Raw genomic sequence first — 26,010 nt, 5'->3', positions numbered from 1 at the left:
GCCCGGGGCTCGAACAAACCAGCCTTTAGGCCCTACGGCGCTGCAAGACATCGTCCAGGTTGCTCAGGGCGCTCTGGGCCTTACCCAGGGGTTTGGGGTGGGCATCTTGGGCGCGACTAGCAGCCTGTGCCTGCGGGTGGCCCTGCTTCAGGGAAGGCTTTCCGACCGCTCTGGGTGCTTCTGGCAGATCAAGCGGCACGGGCGCGGCCCGTTCGGCCTTGGGTGCCTCCACGTAGGTGGGCTTGGGGACCTCCACCGGGTCCCAACTGGCTCCTTGCCCCATACGGGCATCGGCGGCGCGGACCGAGGCGTCAGCGGAAGCCGCGGCTTCCGCCAGTGCAGCCTGACGGAGCTCCAGGGCGGTCAAGGCAATCGGCGCGGGCTTCTGATCTAACGCGCCGGCCTGGGCGTCGAAGAGCGGATTCTCGGCCCGTTCGCGGAGTTCTTCCGGTGCGTGCAGCGGAAAGTGTGACGGAGCGGACCGGTCAGGATGCGTCGGCGCGGACATGGCCGCGCGGAAGGCTGCGTCCACCTTGCGGCGCCGGTCCCGGACCGCAAGCCAGCGGAGAGTAAACACTGCAGCAGCGGCACCGAGCAAAGAGGTAACCGGCAGCCAGAATGAACCGAGACCGAAAATTCCCAGGACCGCAGACAAGAACCCGGTGAGCAGCAACAGCAACCCTGCCGTCGCCAAGGCCAGCCGTCCGTAGCGGATTTTGAATGCCGGGGCAGGCGCTTGAGTCCAGGGGACGCTGTCGGACGTGATGTTCCCGGAACCGGATCCGGTCCAGTGCGTGCTGGTCATAGGTCTCTCCTGCTGGGCCGCCATCTTCATGACGTACCCGGCTTGCGGGGTTGCTGTTTCAAGATTGCTGGCGTCCGGTGCGTGCTCACCAGCGGGCTGAACCAGGTGGCGTCCGTTCCGGAGCAAGTACGGAGCTACCCACACAATCCAGAGCGCAACAGCAATGACAAGGATCACAGAGCTGCTAAGGGGAAAGTCCACATCAAAACCGTATGAGCAATGCCCGGTGCAGCCCGGCATTGTCCCCGGTGTGTCGCGGGGCAACTGGCAATTGACTGAATGAGTCGCACGACGGCGGTTCCGGAGGGGCCGGCCGGCTACGCGTGGCGGTTTCGCTGCCACCGTTCCAGCAGGCCTCCGGGCACTTCTTCGGAGGTCAACGCGAAGCTTCTGTGGTCAGCCCATTCGCCGTTTATGTGAAGGAATCGCGGCCGGTAGCCTTCGTCGCGGAACCCGAGTTTCTCAACCACCCGGAGGCTCGGCGCGTTTTGCGGACGGATGTTGATTTCCATCCGGTGCAGTCCCAGTGTCTGAAAGCAATAGTCGGTCACCAAAGCAACGGCTGTGGGGGCGATTCCGTGTCCGGCACGGTCCTTATCCACCCAGTAGCCCAGGGTAGCCATCATGGCCGAGCCCCACACAATGGAGGAAACGGCCAATTGCCCCACGATCACAGGGTCCCGGAAGCCTGGCGTCCGGGCTGTGATGAGAAACGGCAACGACGTCCCTTGGGTGGCCTGAATTTTCAGGGACCGCACCATTTGCCGGTAATCGGGAAGGCCACCCCCGGGGACAGGGTTGGACGCTTCCCATGGGGCCAGCCACTCGCTATTGCGGGAGCGTACCTCGGACCATTCCCTGCGGTCCCGGTAGCGGATAGGCCGCAACACCAGGTCCCCGGTTTCAAGCGTTACCGGCCACTGGAAGCTCCCCGCCACGTGCGCTACTTGGTCAGGGTGGGCGCCAGGCTCGCCGCGAAGCCGGGGAGCCATTCCCGCAGGCCGGGCCCCAGGTCCTCGCTGTCGATGGCCAGCTGGACGCAAGCCTTCAGGTAGCTGAGCTTATCGCCGGTGTCGTAGCGGCGGCCGCGGAAGATCACGCCGTAAACGCCGTACCCTTCACCTTCACCGGAGGCCAGTTCCTGCAGCGCGTCGGTGAGCTGGATTTCGCCGCCCCGCCCGGGCTTGGTGTGCTCCAGCACTTCGAAGGCGGCTGGGTGGAGAACGTACCGGCCAATTATCGCGAGGTTGGACGGGGCATCTTTGACGTCTGGCTTCTCGACCAGGTGCTTGATCTGGACGTAGTCCTCACCGGCAATCGTTTGAACATCCGCGCAGCCGTACGCGCTGATTTCAGACGGCTCAACCTCGATCAGGGCTACCACCGATCCGCCGGTCTTTGCCTGGACCTCGATCATGGTGCTGAGGAGTTCGTCCCGTGCATCGATCAGGTCATCACCCAGGAGGACGGCGAAGGGCTCGTAACCGACGTGCTGCTTTGCACGGAGGACGGCGTGGCCGAGACCCATCGGATCGCCCTGGCGCACATAGTGGATGTCGCCGAGGTTACTGGCGGCCTGAATCGACTCAAGCTTGGCGGTGTCGCCCTTGGCCTCCAAAGTGGCTTCCAGGGTGGGGACGCGGTCAAAATGGTCCTCCAGCGCGCGCTTGTTGCGGCCGGTGATCATCAGGATGTCGCTGAGCCCAACGTTGACGGCTTCTTCGACGACGTACTGAATGGCGGGCTTGTCGACGACAGGCAGCATTTCCTTGGGCATGGCCTTGGTGGCCGGAAGGAACCTGGTGCCGAGGCCGGCTGCGGGGATGACGGCCTTGCGGACGGGGGCGTTGGGTGTAGTCACTGGACTAATCTAACGGAGGGACCAAGCATTAGGTAATCATTGGAGCCGGCGCGAGCCGCAGCCTCAGGGGCCGGATCCTCCGAACGGACAGGACATCATGGCATCGAAAGAAGAGATCCGGGCCAGCCACCGGGCCCGGCGCACTGCCCTGGCGCCGGCCGAGGTGGAAGCCGCCGGCATGGGCATTGCCCGGCACGGTCTCTCCTGGGCTGCGAGCCTGACCGGCGGCAGGCCGGGCACCTTCGCCGCTTACCTGGGCGTGGGCACAGAGCCGCCAACCCTCCCCCTGCTGGGGGCGCTGCACGCGGCGGGGCACCGGCTTCTACTTCCGGTCTGCGAGCCCGGCCTGGCCCTGAGCTGGGTGCGCTGGACACCCGTGTCGGAGTACGTCCGGAGCCGCTACGCACCAATCCTGGAACCTGCGGGGGAACGCCTCGACACCACCGCGATGCGGCACGCGGATGGCATTTTCCTGCCTGCCACCGCCCTAGACTTCTCCGGCAACCGGATCGGCCAGGGTGGCGGCTACTACGACAGGTTCCTGGCGGCGCTGGGCACCCTCCTGGCCACCAGGGCCCCGGCGCCCGACGGCGGCCTGTTGGCGCCGCTGCCGACCGCAGCCGTCGTCTATGACAGCGAGGTGCTGTCCGCCGGGAGCATCCCTGCGGAGTCGTTCGATCGGAAAGTGGCCGCCGCTCTCACCCCGTCAGGGCTGCTGGAACTCCGGGGCCCAGCATCCGGAGACTTACGGCCGGGGTGCTAGAATTGGCACTCAGGCCCTGCGACTGCTAAGGGACGGATCTGGCTGGAGACATCTCGGCCGGGACCGTTGGCTCAGCGGCACGGGACCTGCTCGTTTGTCCCAGAGGAGGATTCCCAGTGCCCACCTACGCATACGCCTGCAAGGACTGCAGCCACGCCTTCGAGATCGTGCAGTCGTTCACCGACAGCTCCCTCACGTCCTGCCCGGAATGCCACGGGACCCTGCGCAAGAAGTTCAACAGCGTGGGTGTGGTCTTCAAGGGGTCCGGTTTTTACCGGACAGACTCCCGCGAAGCTAAAGGAAGCACTGTTGCACCGGCTCCCGCCCCGGCGGCAACGCCTGCGCCCGCCGCCGTTTCTTCTTCCGCCAACTAACGGCCGCCGCCTTGCGGGCTCCTCGGCGGCATTGTCCACATAGCCTCCGCAGGGTCTGACCCACGACCGGTCCCCTGCGTAGTGTCGGCCTATGCCCACTCGCGCCCTTCCCTTACCGGTCGGCGGATTTCGTTCCGTACGGTCCCCGGCATCCTCGGTGCGCCCGGCGTCAGGCCCCTACTGGTTCCAGAGGCGCGGGCGCTCCGCCAGCCACCGTCCCGGTGGGCTAAGCCCGGGACGCCTTCCGCAGGGCCGCAGACAAAAAAGGCAGCCGGCCGGCCGGCAGATGGTCCGCTGGCTCGGACGCAACCGGCGGTTGGCGGTGGCGTTGCTGCTGTGCCTCGCAGCAGCTCTCACAGTGCAACAGCTGACCCCGGCTCCCGCCGATAGTGTCTCCGCGGTCGCCGCGGCCAGGGATCTCCCGGCAGGCGAAACCCTCAGTCCGGACGACCTGACACTCCTGAGCGTCCCCCACGCCCTGGTTCCGGCCGGCAGCAGCTATGGCAGCACCGATGCCCTGCAAGGCCAGCAGTTGGCCGTCGCCCTGCGCCAGGGACAGTTGCTCTCCGATTCCCAGCTCCTTGGCCCCGGACTGCTGGCCGGAAGCCGGCCGGGATCAGCGGCCGTGCCGCTCCGGATGGCGGATCCGGCCTCGATCCAACTGCTCTCCCCCGGACAACTCGTCAATGTGGTCATGACGAGCGGCGACGCCTTCGATCAGCCCGCGTCGTCCCAGGTACTGGCCGCAGCTGTTCCGGTGCTGTGGACTTCCGGGCGCGGCAGCGACGCTGGCCCCTGGGCGGGCGCAGGAGATATCGACGGTCTCCTGGTGGTCGCCGCGGACGCCGATCAGGCCCGTCGTCTCGCCGGCGCATCCACGCAGGGCAAGCTGTTTTTTGTCCTAGTCCCGGCAGATTCGGGCTAACACCCCCGGACGCCGGAGAGGCGGCCCCGCGGGTGCCCCCGGAACCGCCCCGTCTCTTGAGGTGCGTCAGTCCCAGTGCGGAGGCTTCTGTTCCTGAAGCCAGGAATCGTGGTCGTAGTCACCGGCGTCGTCGCGCCAGCGGCGCGGATCGTCCTCAGCAGCCTTGTTCGGCAGCACATCGTCCGCGACCGTCGCCGACAAGAACTTGGGGGTCGAGTCATCCAGGCTGCCGTCCGTGGCGTCGCTGTTGGCCTGGCTGTCGTCGTTGCCGTCCGTGGCGTCGCTGTTGGCCTGGCTGTCGTCGTTGCCCTCCTGGGCATTGACGTCACCGTCACTGTTGGCGTGGCCGTCTCCGCCAGCGTCCCGGGCATTGCCGTCACCGTCACTGTTGGCGTGGCCGTCTCCGCCACCGTCCTGGGCATTGACGTCACGGTTGGCTATGGCGGGTTGCGCGCCGTCGGTATCCCGGGGGGCGCCGTCGGCGTCCATGGCATCGGCCTCCCTATCGCCCTGACCTTCATCCTCCCGGGGTGCACTGTCCGGGCTTCCTGACGGGGAGTCATCCTCGCTTGCCGGTGCTTCGTTGACAGCCAGATTCTCCACGTCGTCGTCAAAGAATCCCGGCGACGCCTGTTTTCGGTGAGGTCCGACCGGCTTTTCCAGACCCAGGTATCCACCGATGCGGTCCGCGCAGGCCGATGGATCGGTGAACACCTCAATGGTCCACAGCGGCATGTACCGCCAACCGAGCCGTTCCAGGAGCTGCGGACGGAGCCTGCTGCGTTCGCGGACAGTCAGCCGGCGGTACTGCTCTGTGCCGTCGGACTCGATCGCCACGGGACGGGGAATTTCAGCGTCGTCCTGGCCGAGGGTGCTCAGCGGGTCCGCCGCTGCCACCATATTCAGGACGCCGTCGTACTGGTGCCAGACCCGGGCTCCCCGGGCGCGCAGCCGGTCGCCGAGATCTGCCACAAGTGGGTCCGCGCCCAAGGCCTGCTCGCTGGCCGCCGCCCGTGAGGCAGGGCTTCCAAGATCGGAGTTGCCCGCAATTTCACGGTCTATCAATTGGTAGAAGTCGACTGCGCCGTGACTGAGGCGGGTCACATCCAAGTCTTCGGGCCGGAAACAGCTGAGCACGTGCAGCGAGCGTCGCGCCCGCGTCATGGCCAGGGCGAACCGGGCCCGTCCGCCGTCGGCAGACAGGGGTCCGAGGCTGTGAAGTGCGCGGCCGTGCGGGGTACGTCCATAGCCGGGCGAGAAAATGATGTGATCGCGGACCAGGCCTTGTGCACGTTCCAGGTCCACTACACGGAAGGATTCTTCCCCGGCCGTGAAGAAGCCGGCCAGCGACGGGTAGTTGGGCAACTGCAACCGGATGGACTCGCCGATGCGGGCCGCGTGCCTAAGGCTGCCGGTAACAACAGCCAAGGAGGTCCGGGGCCGCAATCTGGCGTGCTCGAAGACTAGTTCCACAGCGCGGTTCACTTCGGCCACGACGGATTCAACACCATCCTGGTCAGCACTGGGCAGGCCCGTGCCATCCGGAAGATATTCCACTGTGAGCGCGCGGTCCAGGCCCGTCGCTGATTGCCCCTCCGGCAGCCGGCTCAGCTCGCCACCGTAAAAGCTGTTGCTTAGTTGCCGCACGAGATCCTCGTCAACCGCGCGGTAGACGTGGCGCAGCTTGCAGACAGGCAGCACCGCCGACAGCGCACTGAACGCGCTTTCCACATCTTGATGGGAGCTTTCGCCAGCGGCAAGCCGTTCCACCCCGACGGAGAACGTCCGCGGGCTGGCGATGCGGTCATCGCCGAAGGCAACGACTTGTTTGCCGCGGGCGATGGCAGGCAGGACGGCTTGCAGGGACGTCGCTTCGGCGTCCAGGATGACGACGGCATCGAAGCGCTGCTCCGCTGGCAGAACCGAGGAAAGCAGGTAGGGGCTGACGGACCACACCGGGATCAGCACCGGGAGCAGGTCCGGCGTCTGGGCTGTCAATGACGAAAGGGTCACCCGGCCGTCTTTGAGCAGGCTGCGCAACAGTTCCGCCTGCCGCGGGTGCTCCGCGATGGCAGCGCGCCAGCGTTCAGCCAGCTGCCAGCGCAGCCGGGCGGCACCGCTGGCGATGTGGGCATTGTCCGCAAGACGGTACTCCGCTTCGAGCTGACGCAGGGCGTCGCCGTCGGACATGGCCAAGTAATCGTCACCGCTGATCATGGCTTCCAACGCCGACTGCCACCAGGCGAGCTCAAGTTCGGCAGCCACCGATTCCGCCGGCACCTCCCGTTTGGCAAGGTCGTCCAGCAGTTCGCCGAGGCCGTGCTCGCGCATGTTCTCGACCAGGAGCGTCCGTTCGGGCAGCGTCTCCAGAATGGCGGTATCGGCCACCAACCGGCCCAGGCGTTCCATCAGTTCGTCGTAAGGCGTGCCGTGCAACTCGCCGCCGGCCGGGGTATGCCGTACGGCCTGACCCAGCTCCGCCAGTTCCGCGTCCAGCTCACGGTACAGCGAGATGATTTCCCCGAGACCTGCCGGGACTGCCGGATGACGCTGCGTCGTGGCGTAGCCGGCCCACGTGGCCCGCTGCTCCTGGACGAGGACCAGGGAGCTGTGCAGATCGGCGATGTGGACGCCCGGGCGGACGTACTCCTTTGCCACCCTGCGCAGGCGTGAGCGTTGCATGGAAGGCATCTCAATGTTCCGTTCACGCCGCCAGGAGGAGGCCGCGGTAGCGGAAATGAGGTCATGGACCGGCCGGTCGAAGATATCCGGGGTGAATTTATCCAGGCTTCCGCGGACGGCAACCAGCAGTTCGACCTGGTCGCCCCACTCGGCAAAGGAACTCCCCAGGCGGATCTCGGCATGATCGGCGACGCCGCTCATCATCTCGCGCAGTTCCGGCAGCTTCCGGGCCACGGAGCTGGCCACCTGCTGTGCTTCCTCGGTTTCCTTGCGGGTCAAAAGGCGGGCACCGTGCCAGGGGCTCGTTGTTGAGGCGCGGTTGAAGCTCCCCAATTCAGCCGCCCGGTGCAGCCGCCCTGCCAGTTCCTCGCGATCCCGGATATTGTCCAGCACGCTGCGCTTGAGCCGGACGGTGGTAGCGGGTGCCGGCTGGATGGCGGTAAGCTTGGCCAGCGACTGCATCGCCTCGTAGGGTGAGCAGCCCCAGCGTTCACGGACGTTGTGGAGCGAGGCGACATGGTCCTGGAGGGCATGGCGGTGCTCGGTCAGGGTGGTGTGGAGGTTGCCGAGTTGGGGCTGAAGGGATTTCTCGTTGCGCACAATGCCCCGGACCAGCTGGTCCTTGAACTGCAGGGGCGTGGCGTTGCCCGCAAGCGGAAGCAGGATCGAGTCCAGTCCCAGGGAGTCCAGGTGCGCGGCGATTTCGGCCAGGCTGGCGCGCCGGTCCCCCACAACCAGGACCGTTTTTCCCTGGTCGACAAGGGCCCCGATGGTGTTGATCGCGGTCTGGGTCTGGCCCGTACCCGGCGGGGCGCTGACCACCAGCGAGTCTCCGTCCCGGACGGCGTCGACCACGTACTGCTGGTGGTTGTCGGCGTCGAGCAGCAGCAGCTCATCGGCGGGATCGCGCTCGTCGACGCTGGGGAACCGCCCGGCTTTGGGCTCGGGCACCTCCGCGACGCCGCCCGTGGCGGCGCGCCCCAGGGCCTTGATGAGGGGATGGTTCGCATTGATCCAGGGGTCGTCCAGGGTGCCGGACAGGTCGGCGAAGGTGGACACCAAGAGATTGTGCTCCACCTCGGCGCCGTGGATGGGCTGGATGAGCGTGCCGAGCCGGTCGAGGACCGGTTGCGGGTCCAACCGGGCGGTGCTGTATGCCATACGGGTGACGGCGTTGACGTCGAATCCGATCCCGTGAATGGTCTTCAGGTGCCGGACCAGGGCCGGGTTGATTTTGGCCTGCTCCGTCAGCTGGAGTTCGTAGTCGTCCTCTCCCGGGCGGACCGTGAGCGAGATTGCAGCCAGCATCACCGGGGCGGAGACGCGCTGGGGCTTACCGCCGACGGCGGACGTCCACACCACTGTGCCGGCCGAGAAGTACCCGGCGTCGATGCCGCGGTCATTGCCCAGTTCGAAGATCTTGGACCGCAGATTGCGCGAGGCCTTCGCAGCGATAACGTACTGCTGATGGTCACGAATCAAGGTGGAGAGGCGGGTCCGCCGCCCGGCCATCAGCTGGGCAAGCCCGGAGGGATGGGCATGGGTCAAGTCGATAGAACCCTCGGGGGTCTTGGTGAACCGCAACATGGTATCTGCCCCGGTGACGGGCTTGAGCCCCGACAGCCATTTCCTGAGCTCTTCGGAGCCCTCGGGGTGGCCTTGACCAACTGACACTACTGCCTTCTTTTCTGTGCTTGCGTTTGCTTCGCTCGTCACGTTATTCGTGCTCGCGCGGGACGTCATGGACCATACCGGCATGCTTCCGAGGGTAGCCGGAATCCGGTGCCCGCGAGACGACGCAACACTCGCAGGCTACAAATTCCGTTCCCTGGCCCGCGAACGGACTATTCCCACTCAATGGTTCCCGGCGGCTTGCTGGTAACGTCCAGAACGACGCGGTTCACGCCGTCCACCTCATTGGTGATGCGGTTGGAGATCCTGGCCAGCAGATCGTAGGGCAGCCGCGACCAGTCCGCCGTCATGGCGTCCTCGGAGGACACGGGCCGCAGCACGATCGGGTGACCGTAGGTGCGGCCATCGCCCTGGACCCCGACGCTGCGGACGTCGGCCAGCAGCACCACCGGCATCTGCCAGACCTCATTGTCGAGCCCGGCAGCGGTCAGCTCCGCACGCGCGATCGCGTCTGCTTTCCGGAGCAGGTCAAGGCGTTCCTTGGTGACTTCGCCGACAATCCGGATGCCGAGGCCCGGCCCGGGGAACGGCTGGCGGCCGACGATCTCCTGCGGCAAGCCCAGCTGGGCGCCCACGGCGCGGACCTCATCCTTGAACAGGGCACGCAGCGGTTCGACGAGCTCGAACTGCAGGTCCTCGGGGAGACCGCCCACGTTGTGGTGGCTCTTGATGTTGGCAGAACCTTCACCACCGCCGGATTCAACGACGTCAGGGTAGAGGGTGCCTTGTACGAGGAATTTGATTTTCTCGCCGTGCGCGGCCGCTTCGGCGATGATGGCCTGCTCGGCTTCCTCAAAGGCGCGAATGAACTCGCGGCCGATGATTTTGCGTTTAGTCTCCGGGTCGCTGACGCCGGCCAGTGCCGACTGGAATCGCTCCTGCTCGTTGGCGACGTAAAGTTTGACACCCGTGGCGGCCACGAAGTCGCGTTCAACCTGTTCGGCTTCACCTTCGCGCAGCAGTCCATGGTCAACGAATACGCAGGTCAGCTGGTCGCCAACGGCGCGCTGAACCAAGGCGGCAGCGACGGCGGAGTCGACACCGCCAGACAACCCACAAATGACCCGGGCGTTGCCGATCTGTTCCCGGATCCGGTCCACCTGCTCCTCGAGGATGTTGCCGGTGGTCCAGTTCGGTTCCAGCTTGGCACCCTTGAACAGGAAGTTCTCCAGGACCTGCTGGCCGTACGCAGAGTGCTTCACCTCGGGGTGCCACTGCACGCCGTAGAGGCTCTTCTCCTCGTTGGCGAAGGCGGCAACGTCGGCGCCGGCGGTCGTAGCAAGGACCTCGAAGCCTTCGGGAGCCTCGTGGACAGAGTCGCCGTGACTCATCCACGTGCTCTGGTGCTGGGGCATGCCCATCAGGATGGAGCGGCCTTCGCCGACGGTGGTGGTTTCGGTCGCTCCGTATTCGCGAAGCCCGGTTTGGGCCACCTTGCCGCCGAGGGCATTGGCCATGGCCTGGAAGCCGTAGCAGATGCCAAAAACCGGCACTCCGGCTTCGAACAGGTCCGCCCCCACAGCCGGGGCGCCTTCGGCGTAAACGCTAGCGGGACCACCCGACAAGATGATGGCGGCGGGGTTCTTGGCGAGCAGCTGCTCGGTGCTGTAGGTATGCGGAACCACTTCCGAATACACGTTCGCTTCCCGGACGCGGCGGGCGATCAGCTGCGCGTACTGGGCGCCGTAATCAACAACCAGCACGGGCTTGTGGGACGTCTGGGGTGCAGTGGGAGTAGTCACCGTACCAGCCTACTTTGCAGCACCGTCCGCCCGCACATTGAGAAGCCGGTCCGGGGCGGGGAAAAGCCACCGGGTAAGCGATCTCACAGGTGAGGTTGTGGCCTCCCGGCTTCGTGTCGGTTAGATGCTCAGTAGCGTTGCGGCGCCTGCGGGTTTGCGGCCAGCTCGGCTTCCACCTCGGCGTGGAACTTCTTCTCCACGAAGAATGACAGGAAGGGCACCACACCGCCAAGGGCCAGAACGATCATCTTCGCGAACGGCCAGCGCATCAGCGACCACAGGCGGAAGTTGGACATCAGGTACACCACGTACATCCACCCGTGCACGATCAAAACCGTGATGGACAGATTTACGCCGCCCACGACGCCTGGCGGTTCGGCGTCGGCGAAGCCGAATCCGAACGCCTCGCCGGTGACGGCGTTGGTGCCCCCCGCGAAGAGGTACTGGCCGAAAACGTACCGGGCGATCAGTTCCGCGCAAAGCAGGAGCAGCATGCTGCCGGTCAGGTAGGCGAGGACTTTGTAGAACTTCAGTGCCGAACGGATCTGGGCCTCGGTTCCGCCAAACCGTCGTTTTTTACCGCGCCCGCCACCCGGGACGTTGGACTGCTGCGGCTGGACGGCCGGCTGGGGCTCGATCATGATTGCACTTTCGGTTCGGTGGGGTGCTGGTCAGTGGGGTGCTGGTCAGTGGGGTGCTGGTCAGTGGGGTGCTGGTCGGCGGGATCCGGTTCGGACAGATACAGCTGGGCAGCTTCCTGCTCCTCGTCGAGGGCGTCCTCCAGGCTTCGGCGGTAGTCATCCTTGACCAGCCGCCACCAGATGAACAGCGCGAAGCCGGCGAAGACCACCCACTCCGCGGCGTAGAAGAGGTTCAGCCAGTTGACCTTTTCGGCGGGCGGCTGCGGCCCGATATTCAGTGGTTTGAAGGCCCCAACGGAGGCACTGGCGCTGACGTCGCTGCCGCCGGCGGTCTCGGAGCTCGCTGCGACAAAGCCCGGATAGCTGCTGACTTCCCAGATGTTGATGAGTTCGGCGACAGACACGGCGCTTGCCTTTCCGGGACCGGCGTCGGTTCCGGGCACGGGAGCCTCGGACGGCAGCAGCCGTCCGGTCAGTTCGACGCTGCCCGACGGCGGTGCGGACGCGTCCGCGGGGTCGGCAACCCAGCCGCGCGCGACTGGAATCCAGGTCTGCGGCGTGGCACCGGCGCCGGTCAGGGCCGGGGCGTTCTCCACAGCCAGGGCAGCAACTACCCAGTAGCCCCTGGCGCCGTCGTGCAAGCGCCCCGGGACCAGGATTTGTTTCTGCGGGTCGTAGGTGCCGGTGACCGTGACCACCTGGTCAGCCACCGAACCGGGGAAGAAGCCGCCTGGCTGCAAAACCGTGGTCAGGGGTTTGGGTTCTTCCGTCGTTGTGGAGACTGTCACTTCGGATTGCGTTGAGCGGCCGAACTGCCACTGGCTGAGCAGCACAAACACCCCTGAGACGACGATCGCGAACACCAGTCCTGCGATCCAGCGGGGTTTGAGGGCAGTTTTCAACACCTCTTAACCGTACTTCGTCCGCGTGTAGAACAACGAAACGTGCCTGGACCGGGGCAGCCGGGTCCCTGCGTGGCGACGGAGTCGACTCGAAAGGGCCTGCCCCAAAAAGTGGGGCAGCCGGGTCCCTGCGTGGCGACGGAGTCGACACGAAGGGGCCTGCCCCAAAAGTGGGGCAGCCGGGTCCCTGCGTGACAACGGAGTCGACACGAAAGGGCCTGCCCCAATTTCAGTGGTCGAAGAACACCAGGCTGGAATTGATCAGTTCCGCAATCACTTCGGGGTCGTAGGCCCGCCGAAGGGACTCGCGGAACGATTCCTTGGACAACGATCGCGCAAGGGTGGCCAGTACTTCCAGGTGTTCGGAGAAGGAGCTGGCCGGGGTGGCAATCAGCAGCACCACCGTCGCAGGCCCGTCGGTGGCGCCGAAATCGAGCGCCTTGCCGTATTTGGTGATGCCGACAGCGATGGTTGTCCGGGAGACGAACTCGCTGCGCGCGTGCGGCAGTCCGATCCCGCCCGGCAGGCCGGTGGCCAGCTGGTGTTCGCGGGCATTGACGTGCTTAAGGAATCCGGGCAGATCGGAGATGCGTCCGGCCGCGTGCATCCGCTCAGCCAACTGGGCGGCAGCGTCGAGCTTGTCGGTGGCGTCCATTTCGAGGATCACCATTTCAGGGGTGGTGAGCTCGGCGTCATACCGGTCCAGTGGTTCCGCCAAGAGATATCCCTTCGAAGTGGCGTCAGTGCGCCGGCAGTCCCGGCTGGGGCTGCAGGCGAGCGCCGCGGTCAGCGCAGCGGAACGATGGCCTCAACGCCCAGCCTTGCTGCGTCGGCGGATTCGTCGTCTGGCTGCTCCTGGCTGAGCCGTTCGGCGTCGACCCGGGCCAGGTAATGCTTGATCTCGCTTTCACGCTGCGCATCGCTCCAGCCGAGGACATCTCCCATCAGTTTAGCGACTACCGGCGCGGCGGACACACCGCGGTCCCACGCCTCGATCGAGATCCGGGTCCGGCGGGTCAGGACGTCCTGCACGTGGCGGGCGCCTTCGTGGGTTGCGGCGTAAACGGCCTCAGCTGCGAGGTAGTCGTCCGCGCCCGGCAGTGGCTCGCCCAGCTCCGGGTTCTCGGTGATGATCGCCAGGACCTCCGGGGCCATGGAACCGTACCGGTTGAGCAGGTGCTCGATCCGCGCCACGTGGACGCCGGTTTCCTCGGCCATCCGGTTGCGTTTGTTCCAGGCGGCCTTGAAGCCGCTGGCACCCAGCAGAGGAATGGATTCGGTGCAGCTGGGGGGAACGCGCTCGTCCATGCTGCGCGTTGCCTCGTCGACGGCGTCCTTGGCCATGACCCGGTACGTGGTCCATTTGCCGCCGGCCACCACCACGAGACCGGGAACCGGATGCGCCACGACGTGTTCGCGGGATAGCTTGGCCGTGGAGTCATTTTCGCCGGCCAGCAGCGGCCGGAGGCCGGCGTAGACGCCTTCGACATCCTCGCGGGTGAGCGGGCGCTTCAAAACCTTGTTCACATGTTCGAGAATGTAGTCGATGTCCTTGCTGGATGCAGCCGGGTGGGCCTTGTCCAGATGCCAGTCGGTATCGGTGGTCCCGATGATCCAGTGCCGGCCCCAGGGTATGACAAACAGCACGGACTTCTCGGTCCGCAGGATCAGCCCAACGGTCGACTGGAACCGGTCGCGGGGAACCACGAGGTGGATGCCCTTGGAGGCGCGGACCTTAAGCTGGCCGCGGTCGGTCACCATGGCCTGGGTTTCATCCGTCCAGACACCCGTGGCGTTGATGACCTGCTTGGCTTTGATGTTGAAGGTGGAGCCGTCTTCATGGTTGACCACCTTCGCGCCGACGACGCGCTCGCCTTCCCGGAGGAAGTCGACCACGGACATCTGGTTGACGGCGTGGGCGCCGTAGTGGGCTGCGGTGCGGATGAGGTTGGCGCAGTATTTCGCGTCGTCGACCTGACCGTCGTAGTAACGGATGGAACCGACAAAAGCGTCGTCCTTCAGGCTCGGCGCGGCCCGCAACGTCCCGCGGCGGCTCAGGTGCTTGTGGAACGGCACCCCCCGCTGCTGCCCGCCGGAAATGGACATGGCGTCGTATAAGGCAATGCCGGCACCCACGTAAGGCCGTTCGAAGAAGGGCTTGGTCAGTGGATACAGGAAGGGTACCGGCCGGGCCAGGTGCGGGGCGATCGCTGAGAGGATCAACCCGCGTTCGTGCAGCGCTTCTTTGACCAGGGCGAAGTCGAGCATTTCCAAGTAGCGGAGACCACCGTGGATCAGTTTGGAGGAACGGGACGAGGTGCCCGCGGCCCAGTCGTTGGCTTCGACGATGCCGACGGTCAGGCCGCGGGTAATGGCGTCAAGGGCGGCCCCCGTGCCCACGATGCCCCCGCCGACGATCAGGATGTCGAGTTCCTTGCCCGGTTCCGTGGTGCCCCTGAGTACCGCGAGTGACGCTTCGCGTTCTGCGGGCCCCAGGGCACCGCCGGTCTTGGGTGAACCGCCGGGAAAACTGTTCATGTCACGCCTCCATCGGGATCAAAGCTCGTAGTGCACCAGACTACTTCGATCTTCCCGCGATGGGCAGGGGGCTCTCAGTTCCCGGCGTAGGGCGAAACGACGACGTCGACGCGCTGGAATTCCTTGAGGTCCGAATAGCCGGTGGTGGCCATGGAACGGCGCAGCGCACCGATCAGGTTCGACGTTCCGCTCGTGTGGTGGCCCGGCCCGAAGAGGACCTCCTCCAGCGGTCCCACCGTGCCGACGTTGACCCTGTCGCCGCGGGGAAGTTCAAGGTGGTGCGCTTCCTGGCCCCAGTGCCAGCCCTTGCCCGGGGCTTCCTCGGCGCGGGCCAGGGCGCTGCCGAGCATGACGGCGTCGGCGCCCATGGCGATGGCCTTGACCATGTCCCCGGAGGAACCCATGCCGCCGTCGGCGATCACATGGACGTAACGTCCGCCGGATTCATCCATGTAGTCGCGGCGGGCGGCGGCGACGTCGGAAATGGCGGACGCCATGGGCGAGTGGATGCCGAGGGCACGCCGGGTGGTGCTGGTGGCGCCTCCGCCGAAGCCGACCAGGACACCGGCGGCGCCGGTGCGCATCAGGTGCAGGGCCGGGGTGTAGCCGGCAGCCCCGCCGACAATCACGGGGACGTCGAGTTCGTAGATGAACTGTTTAAGGTTCAGCGGCTCGTGGTCTTTCGAGACGTGCTCGGCCGAGACCGTGGTGCCACGGATTACGAAGATGTCAACACCGGCCGCCACGACAGTCTTATAGTGCTCCTGGGTCCGTTGCGGGGTCAGGGAGCCGGCAACGGTGACGCCCGCGGCGCGGATCTCCGCGAGGCGGGACGTAATGAGTTCCGGCTGGATCGGGGCCTGGTACAGCTCCTGCATGCGCCGGGTAACCGCGGGGCTGTTGGTCTCATCCTGCAGCGCGCCGATCTGGTCAAGGACGGCCTGCGGGTCCTCGTACCGGGTCCAGAGGCCTTCAAGGTCCAGAACGCCGAGCCCGCCGAGCCGGCCCAATGCGATGACGGTCTCCGGCGACATAGCCGAATCCATGGGTGCGGCAATAACGGGCATATCGAACTTGTAGGCGTCGATCTGCCAGGAAACAGAGACGTCCTTGGGGTCACGTGTACGACGGTTGGGGACGATCGCAATGTCATCCAGGGAGTAGGCACGACGCCCACGCTTGCCACGGCCAATCTCAATCTCGTAAGTCACTGCTCTAGGTTATCCCAGCGGACGGGCACCGGGACGATGCCGGGCGCCGGGGTGATGCCGCGGCGGTTCCCCGCGAGAATACGCCGGTACCAGCCGGTACTCTGGCGGCATGGGTACACGCTGGGTCTTCGATGGCCATATCGCCGGGATTGGAACAGAATCCGGCCTGCGGGCGGTGGTGGGCCTGTGGCGGCATTCCCCGTTCGGGACCTTTGCTGACGCCATGGTGGAGCTGCCCTCCGGGCACCGGATCCTGTTTGCCCCGACCGCCGAGATCGGTGGTTTCATCGCTGACGTCTACACCTTTGATGACACCCAGGTGGTGGACGTCGCGGCGTCCCGGGACGGGCACCGGCTCACGGTGGACGCGGGCCCGCTTCGGATCCGGGCCGCCGTCGGCGTCCGCACCCGGCTGGGCAGCCTCCTCCGGCTGGTTCCCCGGCCCGTGGCAGTGCATCCGCAATGGCTGCGGGCCATCAGCCCGCTGGCGGCACGGTTCAGCCCCGGCGCGCGCACCGCGGGCGCCGCGAAGGGCGGGCGGCAGGAGTACTACGGCGTGACGGATCTACATCGGATCGACTCGGCGAGCGTCACCTGGGACGGCGCCGACGCCGGCGCCCTCACCGCGATCCTGCCCGCCGTCTCCTTTGGTTTCAGCAGCGTTCCGGCGGAGCCCAGCCTGGCGCGGGTGCGGACCACCGTGGTTCAGACGGACGCCGGACCGTCAGAAACCTCATGATGGTCCCGGACACCGGAGTGGTTCACCGCGGAGTGGCCTTCGGCTTCGCCCAGCGCAGATCCTGGGTTTTCTCCGCCTGGTGGTACCCCGCGGTGCTGGCCGTCTCCGGGGCAGTCCTCAGCCCGGCTTCTCAACGCCCTTCGGCGTCATCCACGGCGAGCTGGGATTCGAACATCCGGAAGTACCGGCCGCGCAGGGCCACGAGCTCCTTGTGGGTGCCTTGCTCCACCACCCGCCCGTCCTCCAGCATGTAGACGATATCCGCCTTCTCGATCGTCGCGAGGCGGTGGCTGATGGCGATGATCGTGCTGCTGCGGTCGGCGAAGAGCCGGGTGAAGATCCGGTGCTCGGCCAGGGCGTCGATCGCCGACGTCGGCTCGTCCATGACCATGAACGGGGCGTTGCGGTAGAAGTTCCGGGCGATCGCGAGCCGCTGCCACTGGCCGCCGGACAGTCCGCTGCCCTTGCGCCCGCGCGGATCCTCCATCCAGTTGCTGACGTGGTTGTCCAGGCCGTTGGGCAGCTTGGTGATGAACTCGAGGGCCTCGGCGTCGGTCGCGGCCCGGCGGATCCGGTCGTCGTCGCGCGGAATGTCAACGTCGCCGAAGAAGATGTTCTCCGCCGCGGTGGCGAACTCGTACTTCAGGAACTCCTGGCTGAGCACCGCCAGGTGGCGGTGCCAGGACTTCACGTCGACGGCGGCGAGGTCCACGCCGTCGAGCAGCACCTGCCCGGAGTCCGGGCGGTAGAGCCCTGCGAGGATGCGGATGAGGGTGGACTTTCCGGCGCCGTTCTCCCCCACGATAGCGATGTGCTGGCCCTCGCGGATGGTCAGCGTGATGCCCTTAATGACTTCGAGTTCGCTGCCGGTGTAGGTGAAGCGGATGTCGCGCAGTTCTACGGCCGCCGGCGCCTGCAGCAGCGGCGGCGCGTGCTCGGAGCGCACCGGCAGCGCCATGAACAGCTCATAGTCCTTGAGGTTGGCGAGGTCCTCATCAATGGAGCTCAGTGAGGAGACCAGGCTGTTGGCGGTGGACAAGGCGCGGCTGACGATCTGCTGGACGTAGAGGAACTGGCCCACCGGCTGGGCCCGGGCGATGATCTGCCCGACCACCCAGATCAGCGAGACGACCTCGGCGCCGTACTGCAGGGCATCCGCGGCGAGCTGCTTGGGAATGTAGCGCTTTTGGAAATCCAGGCGGCGGCGCTCATCCGCGTCGCGAAGCCGGGAACGCAGCCCCATCAGGTATCCGACGATCCCGTAGAGGCGCATCTCCGCAATGTGCTGGGGCCGGAGGAGGTTAGTCTCGATCATCCGCCGCTGCCGGCGCGAATCGATCTGGGTGTTCCAGTGCGCGATCTGCTCGCGGGACAGCTTAAACTGCAGGTAGACGCTGGGCACGATCGCGACGAGGACGATCACGGCGATCCACCAGCTGACCAGCAGCAGCGCGCCGATGGCAAGCAGGACCGAGACCAGCTGGGTGAAGATGGCAGCGATCCGGTCCAGGACCCGGGCGTAGGAATCCGAGAAGCGCTTGGCCCGGTCGTAGAGGTCCACCGTTTCCTTGTCGTCGTACCGCCAGAACTCCAGGGCCAGGAAGCGCTCGTACATGAGGTCGCCCACGATCGCGCCGACTTTGAAGCTCATGAGTTGTTGAATGTACCGGTCCACACTGCTGAAGGCGCCCCAGAACAGTCCCAGCGCGGCCGTGATGATGACGTAGCCAACGGCCTGCTGCCCCGCCGCGGCGTTGCCCGCGTAGGCGGCCGCGAGGGCCGTGGTGGTCAGGGCGGCGAAATACGTGGTGACCAGCGGCAGCAGTGCCGAAATCAGCGAGCCGACAACTTTCATCACGACGGCGGCGGGCGAGGCCCGGAAGCTGACGCGCAGCACCTGGGCCACGGCCCGGGCGTAGGGCCGCAGCGCCAGTTTGCGTTTGGGCTCACGCGCAGGCAGGAGTTCGGACATGACTCCAGCCTAGGACACGCCGTCCCCCGGCCAGCCCGCAGGAGGGCCCGCTATGAGCCGCCACGACGGCCCCCGCGGCGGGCTGGTTGGGCGGGCCGGTCGGGTCAGCGGGAACCGTAGTTCGGCGCCTCGACCGTCATCTGGATGTCGTGCGGATGGGACTCTTTGAGCCCGGCCGCCGTGATCCGGACGAATTTGCCGCGCGCCTTGAGCTCCGGCACGGTCGGGGCACCGGTGTAGAACATGGTCTGGCGGAGGCCGCCGACCAACTGGTGGGCCACCGAGGCCAGCGGGCCGCGGTAGGCCACGCGGCCTTCGATGCCTTCCGGGATGAGCTTGTCGTCGCCGGTAACGTCGGCTTGGAAGTAGCGGTCCTTGGAGTAGGAGGTGTTCTTGCCGCGGGTCTGCATGGCTCCCAGCGACCCCATGCCGCGGTACAGCTTGAACTGTTTGCCGTTCACGAAGATCAGGTCACCCGGCGACTCGTCACAGCCGGCCAGCAGGGACCCGAGCATGACAGTGTCGGCTCCGGCGACCAGGGCCTTGCCGATGTCGCCGGAGTACTGCAGCCCGCCGTCGGCGATCAACGGGACACCGGCCGGGATGGCGGCCTTGGCCGACTCGTAGATGGCGGTGATCTGCGGGACGCCGACTCCGGCGACCACGCGGGTGGTGCAGATGGACCCCGGGCCGACGCCCACTTTGATGCCGTCGGCGCCGGCGTCAATGAGCGCCTGGGCACCTTCGCGGGTGGCGGCCTGCCCCCCGATGATGTCCACGTGCGCAGCCACCGGATCGGACTTGAGCCGGCGGATCATGTCCAGCACACCCTGGGAGTGTCCGTTGGCGGTGTCCACGAAAAGGGCGTCGACGCCGGCGTCAACAAGTGCCATGGCGCGCTCCCAGCCGTCACCGAAGAATCCTATGGCGGCGCCAACGCGCAGCCGGCCCTCGTCGTCCTTGGTGGCCAGCGGGTACTGCTCAGCCTTGGCGAAGTCCTTGGTGGTGATCAGGCCCTTGAGCCGGCCCTGCTCGTCAACGAGCGGAAGTTTCTCGATTTTGTTGGTCGCGAGCTTGTGCGAGGCCTCCTCGCGGCTGATGCCGACGTGGCCGGTGACCAGCGGCATCTTGGTCATGACGTCGCTGACCAGCCGGAGCGGGAAGTCCGCTTCCGGCACGAAGCGGGTGTCGCGGTTGGTGACGATGCCCAGCAGCCGCATGCCCTCGTCCACGACCGGCAGACCGGAGACCCGGTAGTGCGAGCAGATCTCGTCCAGCTCCGCGAGCGTGGCTTCAGGTCCGATGGTCAGCGGGTTCGTGATCATGCCGGACTCGCTGCGCTTGACCCGGTCAACCTGGTCGGCCTGGTTTTCGATCGAGAGGTTGCGGTGCACCACGCCGAGGCCGCCCTGGCGGGCCATCGCGATGGCCATCCGTGACTCGGTCACGGTATCCATCGCCGCGGAGAGCAGCGGAGTGTTGACCGTGATGCGCTTGGAAATCCGCGAGGACGTATCAGCCTCGGACGGGATCACGTTCGTGTGGCCCGGCAGCAGCAGTACATCGTCGTATGTCAGGCCAATAAAGCCGAAGGGATCGTGTTCGGGCTGGGTCATGAGTGCGCCTCTTACCTTGGTTATGGGATTCACGGGTAGGGGTTGCAACAGATGACCAGCCCGTCATTACGGGCGTGGCCTGTGCAGAAGTGTTGAATAAATACTAGAACCTCGGCGGCGATCCCCATATTCCGGGCCGGAATTGTGAGCAACGGCACCCGGCGGCGCGTTAGGTCCAGCCGGTGGCTGCGAGCAGCCGCTCCTCGAACATGGGGATCATGCTCTCCACGTAGGTCTTGGTCAGGTGGTTGTCGTCCTTGTAAACGTAGACGTTGCCGACGACGGCAGGGCAGACCCCGTCGGCGCAAATGAAATCGCTCAGGTCCATCAGATGGAGTCCGGGCACCCGCCCCCGGTAAGCGTCCAGGGGCGAGGATTCGGCCAGCGACTCCTGCAGCGGCACCCTGCACTTCGGGGCATGCGGGCCGTTTTTCTGCACGCATTCGGGCATGTTGATGGTGAAGCGCGGATTGTCGCGGATGCCCACCACGTCCATGCCGGCGTCGGTGAAAGGCTGGATGCCTTCCAGGTACTGCGGCACCTCGGTTTCGAACGGCGCATCCTTGAGGGTCAGGGAGGCCACCGTGAAGACAGCGTCGGGTTTGTGGTCCAGGACGTACTGGGCACTGGCTTGATTGAAGGCGTTGCATTCGGCGTTCCGGTCCGGGGACTCGGCGCCGAAGCGGCAGCTGCCTTTCAGGAGCGCGACCACTTCCCAGCCGCGGCTGCGGGCAATGGGGCCGAGGGCCGCCATGTACTGCTGCGCGTGCGAGTCACCGAGCACCACGATCCGCTTCGAGACGGCGTCCGGGCGGCTGTTCTGCAGACACCCTGCCAGCAGCGGATCGCCGGGGACGTTTTCGTCCGTGCACGGCCCGTCGAAGTCGGCCCACTCGCTCTTCATGGCCACCGGAGCCGGAATGATCCTCGCGTCCGGCGTCGGCTTGCCCGCATTTCCCGGCGCCAGGGCGGCCGCGCCGGGGGTCAATTCCCGGGGCTGCGACGCGGCGGCGGCCTCGTCGGCCATCATCCGGCTCTGCCACACTGACACCGGACCGGCCAGCAGCGCCCCGCACACGGCGATGACGACGGCGGCGCGCCAGCTGCGGCGCTGAGGCCAGTGCCATTCGCGCAGCGGCGTCTCCACGAACCTGGTGGTGAGAGCGGCCAGCACCAGCGAGGCGGCCACGATCAGAAGTCCCTGGACCAGGTTCGGCGCGGCGATACCCGTTCCCGCCAGGGCCAGCACCAGCAGCGGCCAGTGCCAGAGGTACAGGGCGTAGGAGTTGTCGCCGAGGGCCACCAGGGGCCGCCAGGTCAGGAGGCGGTCCACGCCGAATCGGCTGCCGCTGTGTCCCGCCACGATGATGGCGGCTGCGGCAAGCGTCGGCCACAGCGCGATAAAACCGGGGAAGGAACGGTCCACGGTGAGCAGGAGTCCACAAGACAGCATCGCCGCCAGGCCGGCCCAGCCGAGAACAACCCGCAGCATCCTGCCGGGTTTCAGGTGCGGCACAGCCAACGCCAGCAGTGAGCCGAGAGCAAACTCCCACAGCCGGGCCCGGGTGTCGAAGTAGGCGTAGGACTGGTTGGAACTGGTCTGCTCAATGGAGAACATCAACGATCCTGCGAAAACCGCACCGAACACTACCGCCAGCAGCGCAGCGTAGCTGACCCGGCCGCCCCAGGAGGTCCGGCGCAGACAGCGCAGCAGCAAGGCCGTTCCGGCGAACGCGAGCGGCCACAGCACGAACACCTGGCCCTGGATGGACAGGGACCAGAAGTGCTGCAGCGGGCTGGCGCCGGAATGATCCTGGGCGTAGTAATCAACGGCGGAGTCGGCGAGGAGCCAGTTCTGCCGGTACAACAGGGAGGCCCAGACCTGGTCCAGGACGTCCGCCCAGCGGCTCTCCGGCAGGATCACCCGGGTACTGGCCAGTACGCCGAGGATCACGACGACGACGGCGGGCAGCAGCCGCTTGAGCAGATGAAGCCAGTGGGTCCCCAGGCGCAGGGGTTTGCCGGCCTCGACTTTGCGTACGAAACTGAGGGTCATCAGGAACGCCGAAATCAGCAGGAAGATATCCACGCCGCCGGAGACCCGTCCCAACCACACGTGGTAGGCGACCACCATCAGGACCGCGAGGGCACGGAGGCCCTGGACCTCGGGGCGGTAGCCCGTCTGTGCGCGCGCCGGGTCCTTCGGCGCCGGAGAGCCGGGATCCGCAGCCGGTGGAGTGGCTACGGTTCGGTCGTTGGACACAAGAAGACCCTTCCGGCCGGTTTCCAAAGCACCTACGTTACCGACCCGTATTTTCGCTGGCCAATCCCGGCGGGCTGCGGGGCGCCCTCTCCGGGCGCCCCGGGGGCTACCCTGTAACGAGCCAGAGGAGGCCCATTGTGATCGCACAGCTGCGTATCTGTGTTCCGGACGACTTGTCCGCCGCTGTGGTGGACTGCTGCACCGGCGAGCTCGGCGTCGCGGAAGTTTCCTGCCAGCATGGTGCCTCCGTCCTCCCGCCCGGTGACGTCATCGATGTGCTCCTGGCCCGGGAGTCAGTGGAGCAGCTCGTGGAGAAGCTTCAGGCCCTCGATGTCCAGGAGCGGGGTTCGATCGCAGTCACCATGCCGGAGCTGGTGCTCTCCGACCGGGCAGACAAGGCGACGTCCGACGCCCCCGGGGAAGGAGCGGATGCGGTCATCTGGGACGAGGTTTCCCGGCAGACCGGCGAAGACTCGCGGCTCACGTGGAGCTTCCTGGCCTTCTTGATTCTTGCGACCCAGCTGGCTGCCATCGGGATCGTCACGGACTCGACCATCGCCATTGTGGGGGCCATGGCAGTAGGACCGGAGTTCGGCCCTCTGGCCGCCTTGGCCGTGGCCCTTGTCCGGCGCCAGTGGCCGCTTGGCCGCAGTGCGGCCGTGGCGCTTGGTGTCGGCTTTCCGGTGGCGATGCTGGCGGCTGCGCTCACGGCATGGCTGTCCGTGCCGCTGGGGCTCTTTCCGCGCGACGTGCTCGACCGCGGATCCGCCGTCGAGTTCATCTACCATCCCGGCCCGTATTCGCTCATCGTCGCGGTGCTCGCGGGCACCGCGGGGATGCTGTCGGTGATCAGCCGGCGGTCTGCGGCGCTGGTCGGTGTGTTCATCTCCGTGACGACGGTCCCGGCCGCGGGCTTCGTGGCGGTGTCGTTAGTTCTTGGCGAATACCAGAAAGCTGCCGGCTCCGCCCTGCAGCTGGGGCTGAACCTGGTGGGAATCGTGGCGTCCGCCGTCGCGGTGCTGATCTTCTACCGGCTGGTCACCAAGCGCCTTCCCCGGGGCGCCGCCGCCCGGTTGCGGCGCAAGGCCCTGCGCTCCGGAAGCTGAGTGGCTGGCCGCACCGCGGAGGGTGGCCAGTTCAAGAGCAGAACGACGGCGGCCTAGTCCCATTCCGTGCCTGCCAGGAGCCGCTCCCGGAACATCGGCGCCATAGTGGCGGTGTAGGTCCGGCTCATGTGATTGTCATCCAGATAGACGAACATGTTTCCGACAGCTCCCGGGCAGTCGGTGGGCTCGCAGATCAGGTCCGTCATGTCGATGGTGGCCACGCCCGGTGCCGCTTCCCCCAGCATCTCAAACGGACTTGCTTCCGCGAAGAGACTCTCCCGGCTGGGTCTGCACTCCCGTGCGTCTACGCCTTTGGTCACGACGCAGTCCGCCATGTTGAAACCGAAGCGGGGGTTGTCCCGCACGAGAACCACGTCGATTCCCAGGTTCTTCCAGGCTTCAAGGCTCGACTTCAGGCCGGGGATGAGTCGCTCACCGGGCGAGGAGGGCGCCGCAGCCGTGCCGACCACCACAATGGCGTCCGGCGGGTTTCTTTCGACCTCGGCGGTGACCTTGGTGTTGAAGCTCTCGCACTCAGCGTTCTGGTGCTGGTTGGTCGTGCTCGGCTTGCAGCCCCCCATCAGCATCGCGTAGAGCCGCCAGCCCTTCTCCGTGCTGACCGGCGTCATGGCGGGCAGCCACTGCTCGGCGTGGGAGTCACCCAGAACGAGGACGGTTCTCGCGCCGGGATCGGTTTGGCCATTTTCAAAGCACTCGTCCCTAAGGCCTGAGTCCTGCGGCTCCAAAGTGCCTTTGCAAGGGTGCGGAAGGCTCGCCCAGTCCTTTCCGAGGTTTTCCGGGGCTGGAAGCAGGACGGCGTCCGCCTCTGCCTGATTCACAAATCCCGGCAGCAGCGCCGGGGCACCAGGATTGTTTTGTGCGGCCTTGGCGAGCACCGCCTGGTTCTCGAAGTAGAGGTTGATCTGGAGTCCGGCGAGGGGCACGGCTGCGACGGTCAGGGCTGCCGTGATCGCAATGACGGCGCGCCGCCGCTTGAGCTCCGGCCATCTCCACTGCCGCCAGGGCTTCTCGATGAAGCGGGTGGTGAGGTAGGCCAGAGCCAACGAGACCGCAATGACAACGGCACCCGTCAGCGGCCCCGCGGAGTCGCGGCCTGTCCAGGCCAGCGAGATCACCAGGACGGGCCAGTGCCACAGGTACAGCGCGTAGGACATGTCCCCCAGCCGGACCAGGGGCCCGGTGCTGAGGAAGCGGTCAGCTCCGAACTTGCTGCCGGTCTGACCGGCGACGATCACGCAGGCAGCGGCGAGGGTAGGCCACAGCGCGATGCTTCCCGGAAAGGACGCCTGGACATCGAGGACGAAGCCGCAGCTAAGCATCGCCACCAGGCCGAGCCAGCCGAGCCAGACCCGCCAGCTCCGGGGTATCCGGAACGACGGAAGGGCCAAAGCCACCAAGGACCCCAGCGCAAACTCCCAAAGCCGCGCAGGGGTGTCAAAATACGCTTCTGTCTGGTTGGCGGCGGTGAAGGCCATCGACCGGGTCAGCGAAACGACAAACACGAGCGCGAAAATGTAGCAGAGCAGGGCACGGTATTTGAGTCTGAAGTGCCTCGCGGTCAGCGCCGCTCCCACGAAAATAAGCGGCCACAGGATGAAGACCTGTCCCTGGATCGACAGCGACCAGAAATGCTGGAAAGGGCTGGCCAGTCCATGGTTCGAGGCGTTGTAGTCGGTGGCCTGGGCCTGCAGGAGCCAGTTTTCGGAATAGAACAGCGAGGCCCAGCCTTGGCCGATGACGTCCAGCCAGCGGGTCCGGGGCAGGAAAAGGACACTGGCGGCGACCACGGCGGCCACCACGACGGCAGCAGCAGGGATGAGGCGCCGGAACAGATGCAGCCAGTGTTTGAGCAACGCCGTCGGCCGGCCGTCGTAGTAGCGTCCAACGAACTGCAGGGTCATCAGGAAGGCCGAGACAAGCAGGAACACGTCCACACCGCCGGAGACGCGGCCGAACCAGATGTGGTACGTCATCACCATGAGCACAGCCAGCGACCGCAGGCCCTGGATCTCAGGCTTGAAACCAGGTGCCCGGCCCGGCCGGGATGGGGAAGCTAGTGGCACGGGTGTGAGAAGCCTTGTTTGCTCCGTCATCTTCACCTCTCACCCGGGAACGTAATGGAAGACCGTTCCCCCGGAAAGCCTGGAGCGTCCACCT

Annotated in this window: 19 protein-coding genes; 5 read left to right on the top strand and 14 right to left on the bottom strand. The window is 66.2% G+C overall.

Annotation, left to right across the window (positions count from 1 at the left end; translation table 11 throughout):
• Window positions 1-25 precede the first annotated feature (25 nt).
• The 3 genes from RCH15_RS02425 to galU form a co-directional block, all read right to left on the bottom strand.
• Entirely contained in the window at window positions 26-1,006 is a 981-nt protein-coding gene (locus RCH15_RS02425) for a hypothetical protein (protein ID WP_326957651.1), read from the bottom strand.
• A gap of 116 nt (window positions 1,007-1,122) precedes the next feature.
• Window positions 1,123-1,743 carry a GNAT family N-acetyltransferase gene (locus RCH15_RS02420; protein WP_326957649.1) on the bottom strand — a complete coding sequence of 207 codons (621 nt, stop codon included), beginning with the start codon at window positions 1,741-1,743 and terminating at the stop codon, window positions 1,123-1,125.
• 5 nt (window positions 1,744-1,748) lie between these two features.
• Window positions 1,749-2,666, bottom strand: coding sequence for a UTP--glucose-1-phosphate uridylyltransferase GalU (gene galU / locus RCH15_RS02415; RefSeq protein WP_326957647.1), 918 nt, complete (start codon window positions 2,664-2,666; stop codon window positions 1,749-1,751).
• A gap of 97 nt (window positions 2,667-2,763) precedes the next feature.
• Between galU and RCH15_RS02410 the strand changes: the two genes are divergently transcribed.
• The 3 genes from RCH15_RS02410 to RCH15_RS02400 all read left to right on the top strand — a co-directional run bounded on the left by RCH15_RS02410 (window position 2,764) and on the right by RCH15_RS02400 (window position 4,728).
• On the top strand, window positions 2,764-3,429 hold the full coding sequence (locus tag RCH15_RS02410) for a 5-formyltetrahydrofolate cyclo-ligase (RefSeq protein WP_326957645.1): 666 nt from the start codon (window positions 2,764-2,766) through the stop codon (window positions 3,427-3,429).
• Between the two features lie 116 nt (window positions 3,430-3,545).
• Entirely contained in the window at window positions 3,546-3,803 is a 258-nt protein-coding gene (locus tag RCH15_RS02405; protein ID WP_326957643.1) for an FmdB family zinc ribbon protein, read from the top strand.
• A 286-nt stretch (window positions 3,804-4,089) separates the two neighbouring features.
• Window positions 4,090-4,728, top strand: coding sequence for an RcpC/CpaB family pilus assembly protein (locus RCH15_RS02400; RefSeq protein WP_326957641.1), 639 nt, complete (start codon window positions 4,090-4,092; stop codon window positions 4,726-4,728).
• Window positions 4,729-4,794: 66 nt separating this feature from the next.
• On the opposite strand, the gene RCH15_RS02395 is transcribed toward RCH15_RS02400, so the two are convergent.
• The 7 genes from RCH15_RS02395 to RCH15_RS02365 form a co-directional block, all read right to left on the bottom strand.
• Window positions 4,795-9,084: an AAA family ATPase gene (locus RCH15_RS02395; RefSeq protein WP_326957639.1), complete on the bottom strand. Its 4,290-nt coding sequence runs from the start codon at window positions 9,082-9,084 to the stop codon at window positions 4,795-4,797.
• A gap of 170 nt (window positions 9,085-9,254) precedes the next feature.
• The gene (guaA, locus tag RCH15_RS02390) at window positions 9,255-10,844 is read right to left on the bottom strand and encodes a glutamine-hydrolyzing GMP synthase (protein WP_326957637.1); all 1,590 of its coding nucleotides are present in this window, start codon (window positions 10,842-10,844) and stop codon (window positions 9,255-9,257) included.
• 128 nt (window positions 10,845-10,972) lie between these two features.
• Window positions 10,973-11,485, bottom strand: a complete 513-nt coding sequence (locus RCH15_RS02385) for a DUF3817 domain-containing protein (RefSeq protein ID WP_326957635.1) — start codon at window positions 11,483-11,485, stop codon at window positions 10,973-10,975.
• The gene (locus RCH15_RS02380; protein ID WP_326957633.1) at window positions 11,482-12,390 is read right to left on the bottom strand and encodes an SURF1 family protein; all 909 of its coding nucleotides are present in this window, start codon (window positions 12,388-12,390) and stop codon (window positions 11,482-11,484) included. Before RCH15_RS02380 ends, RCH15_RS02385 begins: the two co-directional genes overlap by 4 nt.
• A gap of 226 nt (window positions 12,391-12,616) precedes the next feature.
• The gene (locus RCH15_RS02375; protein WP_326957631.1) at window positions 12,617-13,105 is read right to left on the bottom strand and encodes a PTS sugar transporter subunit IIA; all 489 of its coding nucleotides are present in this window, start codon (window positions 13,103-13,105) and stop codon (window positions 12,617-12,619) included.
• A 68-nt stretch (window positions 13,106-13,173) separates the two neighbouring features.
• Entirely contained in the window at window positions 13,174-14,925 is a 1,752-nt protein-coding gene (locus RCH15_RS02370) for a glycerol-3-phosphate dehydrogenase/oxidase (RefSeq protein WP_326957630.1), read from the bottom strand.
• Window positions 14,926-14,999: 74 nt separating this feature from the next.
• A complete protein-coding gene (locus tag RCH15_RS02365) occupies window positions 15,000-16,136 on the bottom strand; it encodes a GuaB3 family IMP dehydrogenase-related protein (protein WP_326957628.1) in 1,137 nt (378 codons plus the stop codon).
• Window positions 16,137-16,245: 109 nt separating this feature from the next.
• Between RCH15_RS02365 and RCH15_RS02360 the strand changes: the two genes are divergently transcribed.
• Complete coding sequence (locus RCH15_RS02360) at window positions 16,246-16,875, top strand: hypothetical protein (RefSeq protein WP_326957626.1); 630 nt, start codon at window positions 16,246-16,248, stop codon at window positions 16,873-16,875.
• 130 nt (window positions 16,876-17,005) lie between these two features.
• Here the strand turns inward: RCH15_RS02360 and RCH15_RS02355 are convergent, their stop codons facing one another.
• The 3 genes from RCH15_RS02355 to RCH15_RS02345 all read right to left on the bottom strand — a co-directional run bounded on the left by RCH15_RS02355 (window position 17,006) and on the right by RCH15_RS02345 (window position 22,726).
• The gene (locus RCH15_RS02355) at window positions 17,006-18,847 is read right to left on the bottom strand and encodes an ABC transporter ATP-binding protein (protein WP_326957624.1); all 1,842 of its coding nucleotides are present in this window, start codon (window positions 18,845-18,847) and stop codon (window positions 17,006-17,008) included.
• Window positions 18,848-18,951: 104 nt separating this feature from the next.
• The gene (gene guaB, locus RCH15_RS02350) at window positions 18,952-20,463 is read right to left on the bottom strand and encodes an IMP dehydrogenase (RefSeq protein ID WP_326957622.1); all 1,512 of its coding nucleotides are present in this window, start codon (window positions 20,461-20,463) and stop codon (window positions 18,952-18,954) included.
• A gap of 169 nt (window positions 20,464-20,632) precedes the next feature.
• On the bottom strand, window positions 20,633-22,726 hold the full coding sequence (locus RCH15_RS02345) for an acyltransferase family protein (protein ID WP_326957620.1): 2,094 nt from the start codon (window positions 22,724-22,726) through the stop codon (window positions 20,633-20,635).
• 137 nt (window positions 22,727-22,863) lie between these two features.
• Between RCH15_RS02345 and RCH15_RS02340 the strand changes: the two genes are divergently transcribed.
• Complete coding sequence (locus RCH15_RS02340) at window positions 22,864-23,832, top strand: DUF389 domain-containing protein (protein WP_326957618.1); 969 nt, start codon at window positions 22,864-22,866, stop codon at window positions 23,830-23,832.
• A 53-nt stretch (window positions 23,833-23,885) separates the two neighbouring features.
• On the opposite strand, the gene RCH15_RS02335 is transcribed toward RCH15_RS02340, so the two are convergent.
• Window positions 23,886-25,916, bottom strand: a complete 2,031-nt coding sequence (locus tag RCH15_RS02335) for an acyltransferase family protein (protein WP_326957616.1) — start codon at window positions 25,914-25,916, stop codon at window positions 23,886-23,888.
• Window positions 25,917-26,010 lie beyond the last annotated feature (94 nt).

Source organism: Arthrobacter sp. MP_M4 (assembly GCF_035984855.1).
Classification (GTDB): domain Bacteria; phylum Actinomycetota; class Actinomycetes; order Actinomycetales; family Micrococcaceae; genus Arthrobacter.
Note: the sequence above shows the minus strand (reverse complement) of the source record. Positions and strands in the feature narration are given on the sequence as shown.

Bases quoted from the DNA above. Each gene is read 5' to 3' on its own strand.
- RCH15_RS02400 (WP_326957641.1), top strand. From the start codon at position 4,090: ATGGTCCGCTGGCTCGGACGCAACCGGCGGTTGGCGGTGGCGTTGCTG.
- RCH15_RS02355 (WP_326957624.1), bottom strand. From the start codon at position 18,847: ATGTCCGAACTCCTGCCTGCGCGTGAGCCCAAACGCAAACTGGCGCTG.
- RCH15_RS02385 (WP_326957635.1), bottom strand. From the start codon at position 11,485: ATGATCGAGCCCCAGCCGGCCGTCCAGCCGCAGCAGTCCAACGTCCCG.
- RCH15_RS02370 (WP_326957630.1), bottom strand. From the start codon at position 14,925: ATGAACAGTTTTCCCGGCGGTTCACCCAAGACCGGCGGTGCCCTGGGG.
- RCH15_RS02410 (WP_326957645.1), top strand. From the start codon at position 2,764: ATGGCATCGAAAGAAGAGATCCGGGCCAGCCACCGGGCCCGGCGCACT.
- RCH15_RS02360 (WP_326957626.1), top strand. From the start codon at position 16,246: ATGGGTACACGCTGGGTCTTCGATGGCCATATCGCCGGGATTGGAACA.
- guaB (WP_326957622.1), bottom strand. From the start codon at position 20,463: ATGACCCAGCCCGAACACGATCCCTTCGGCTTTATTGGCCTGACATAC.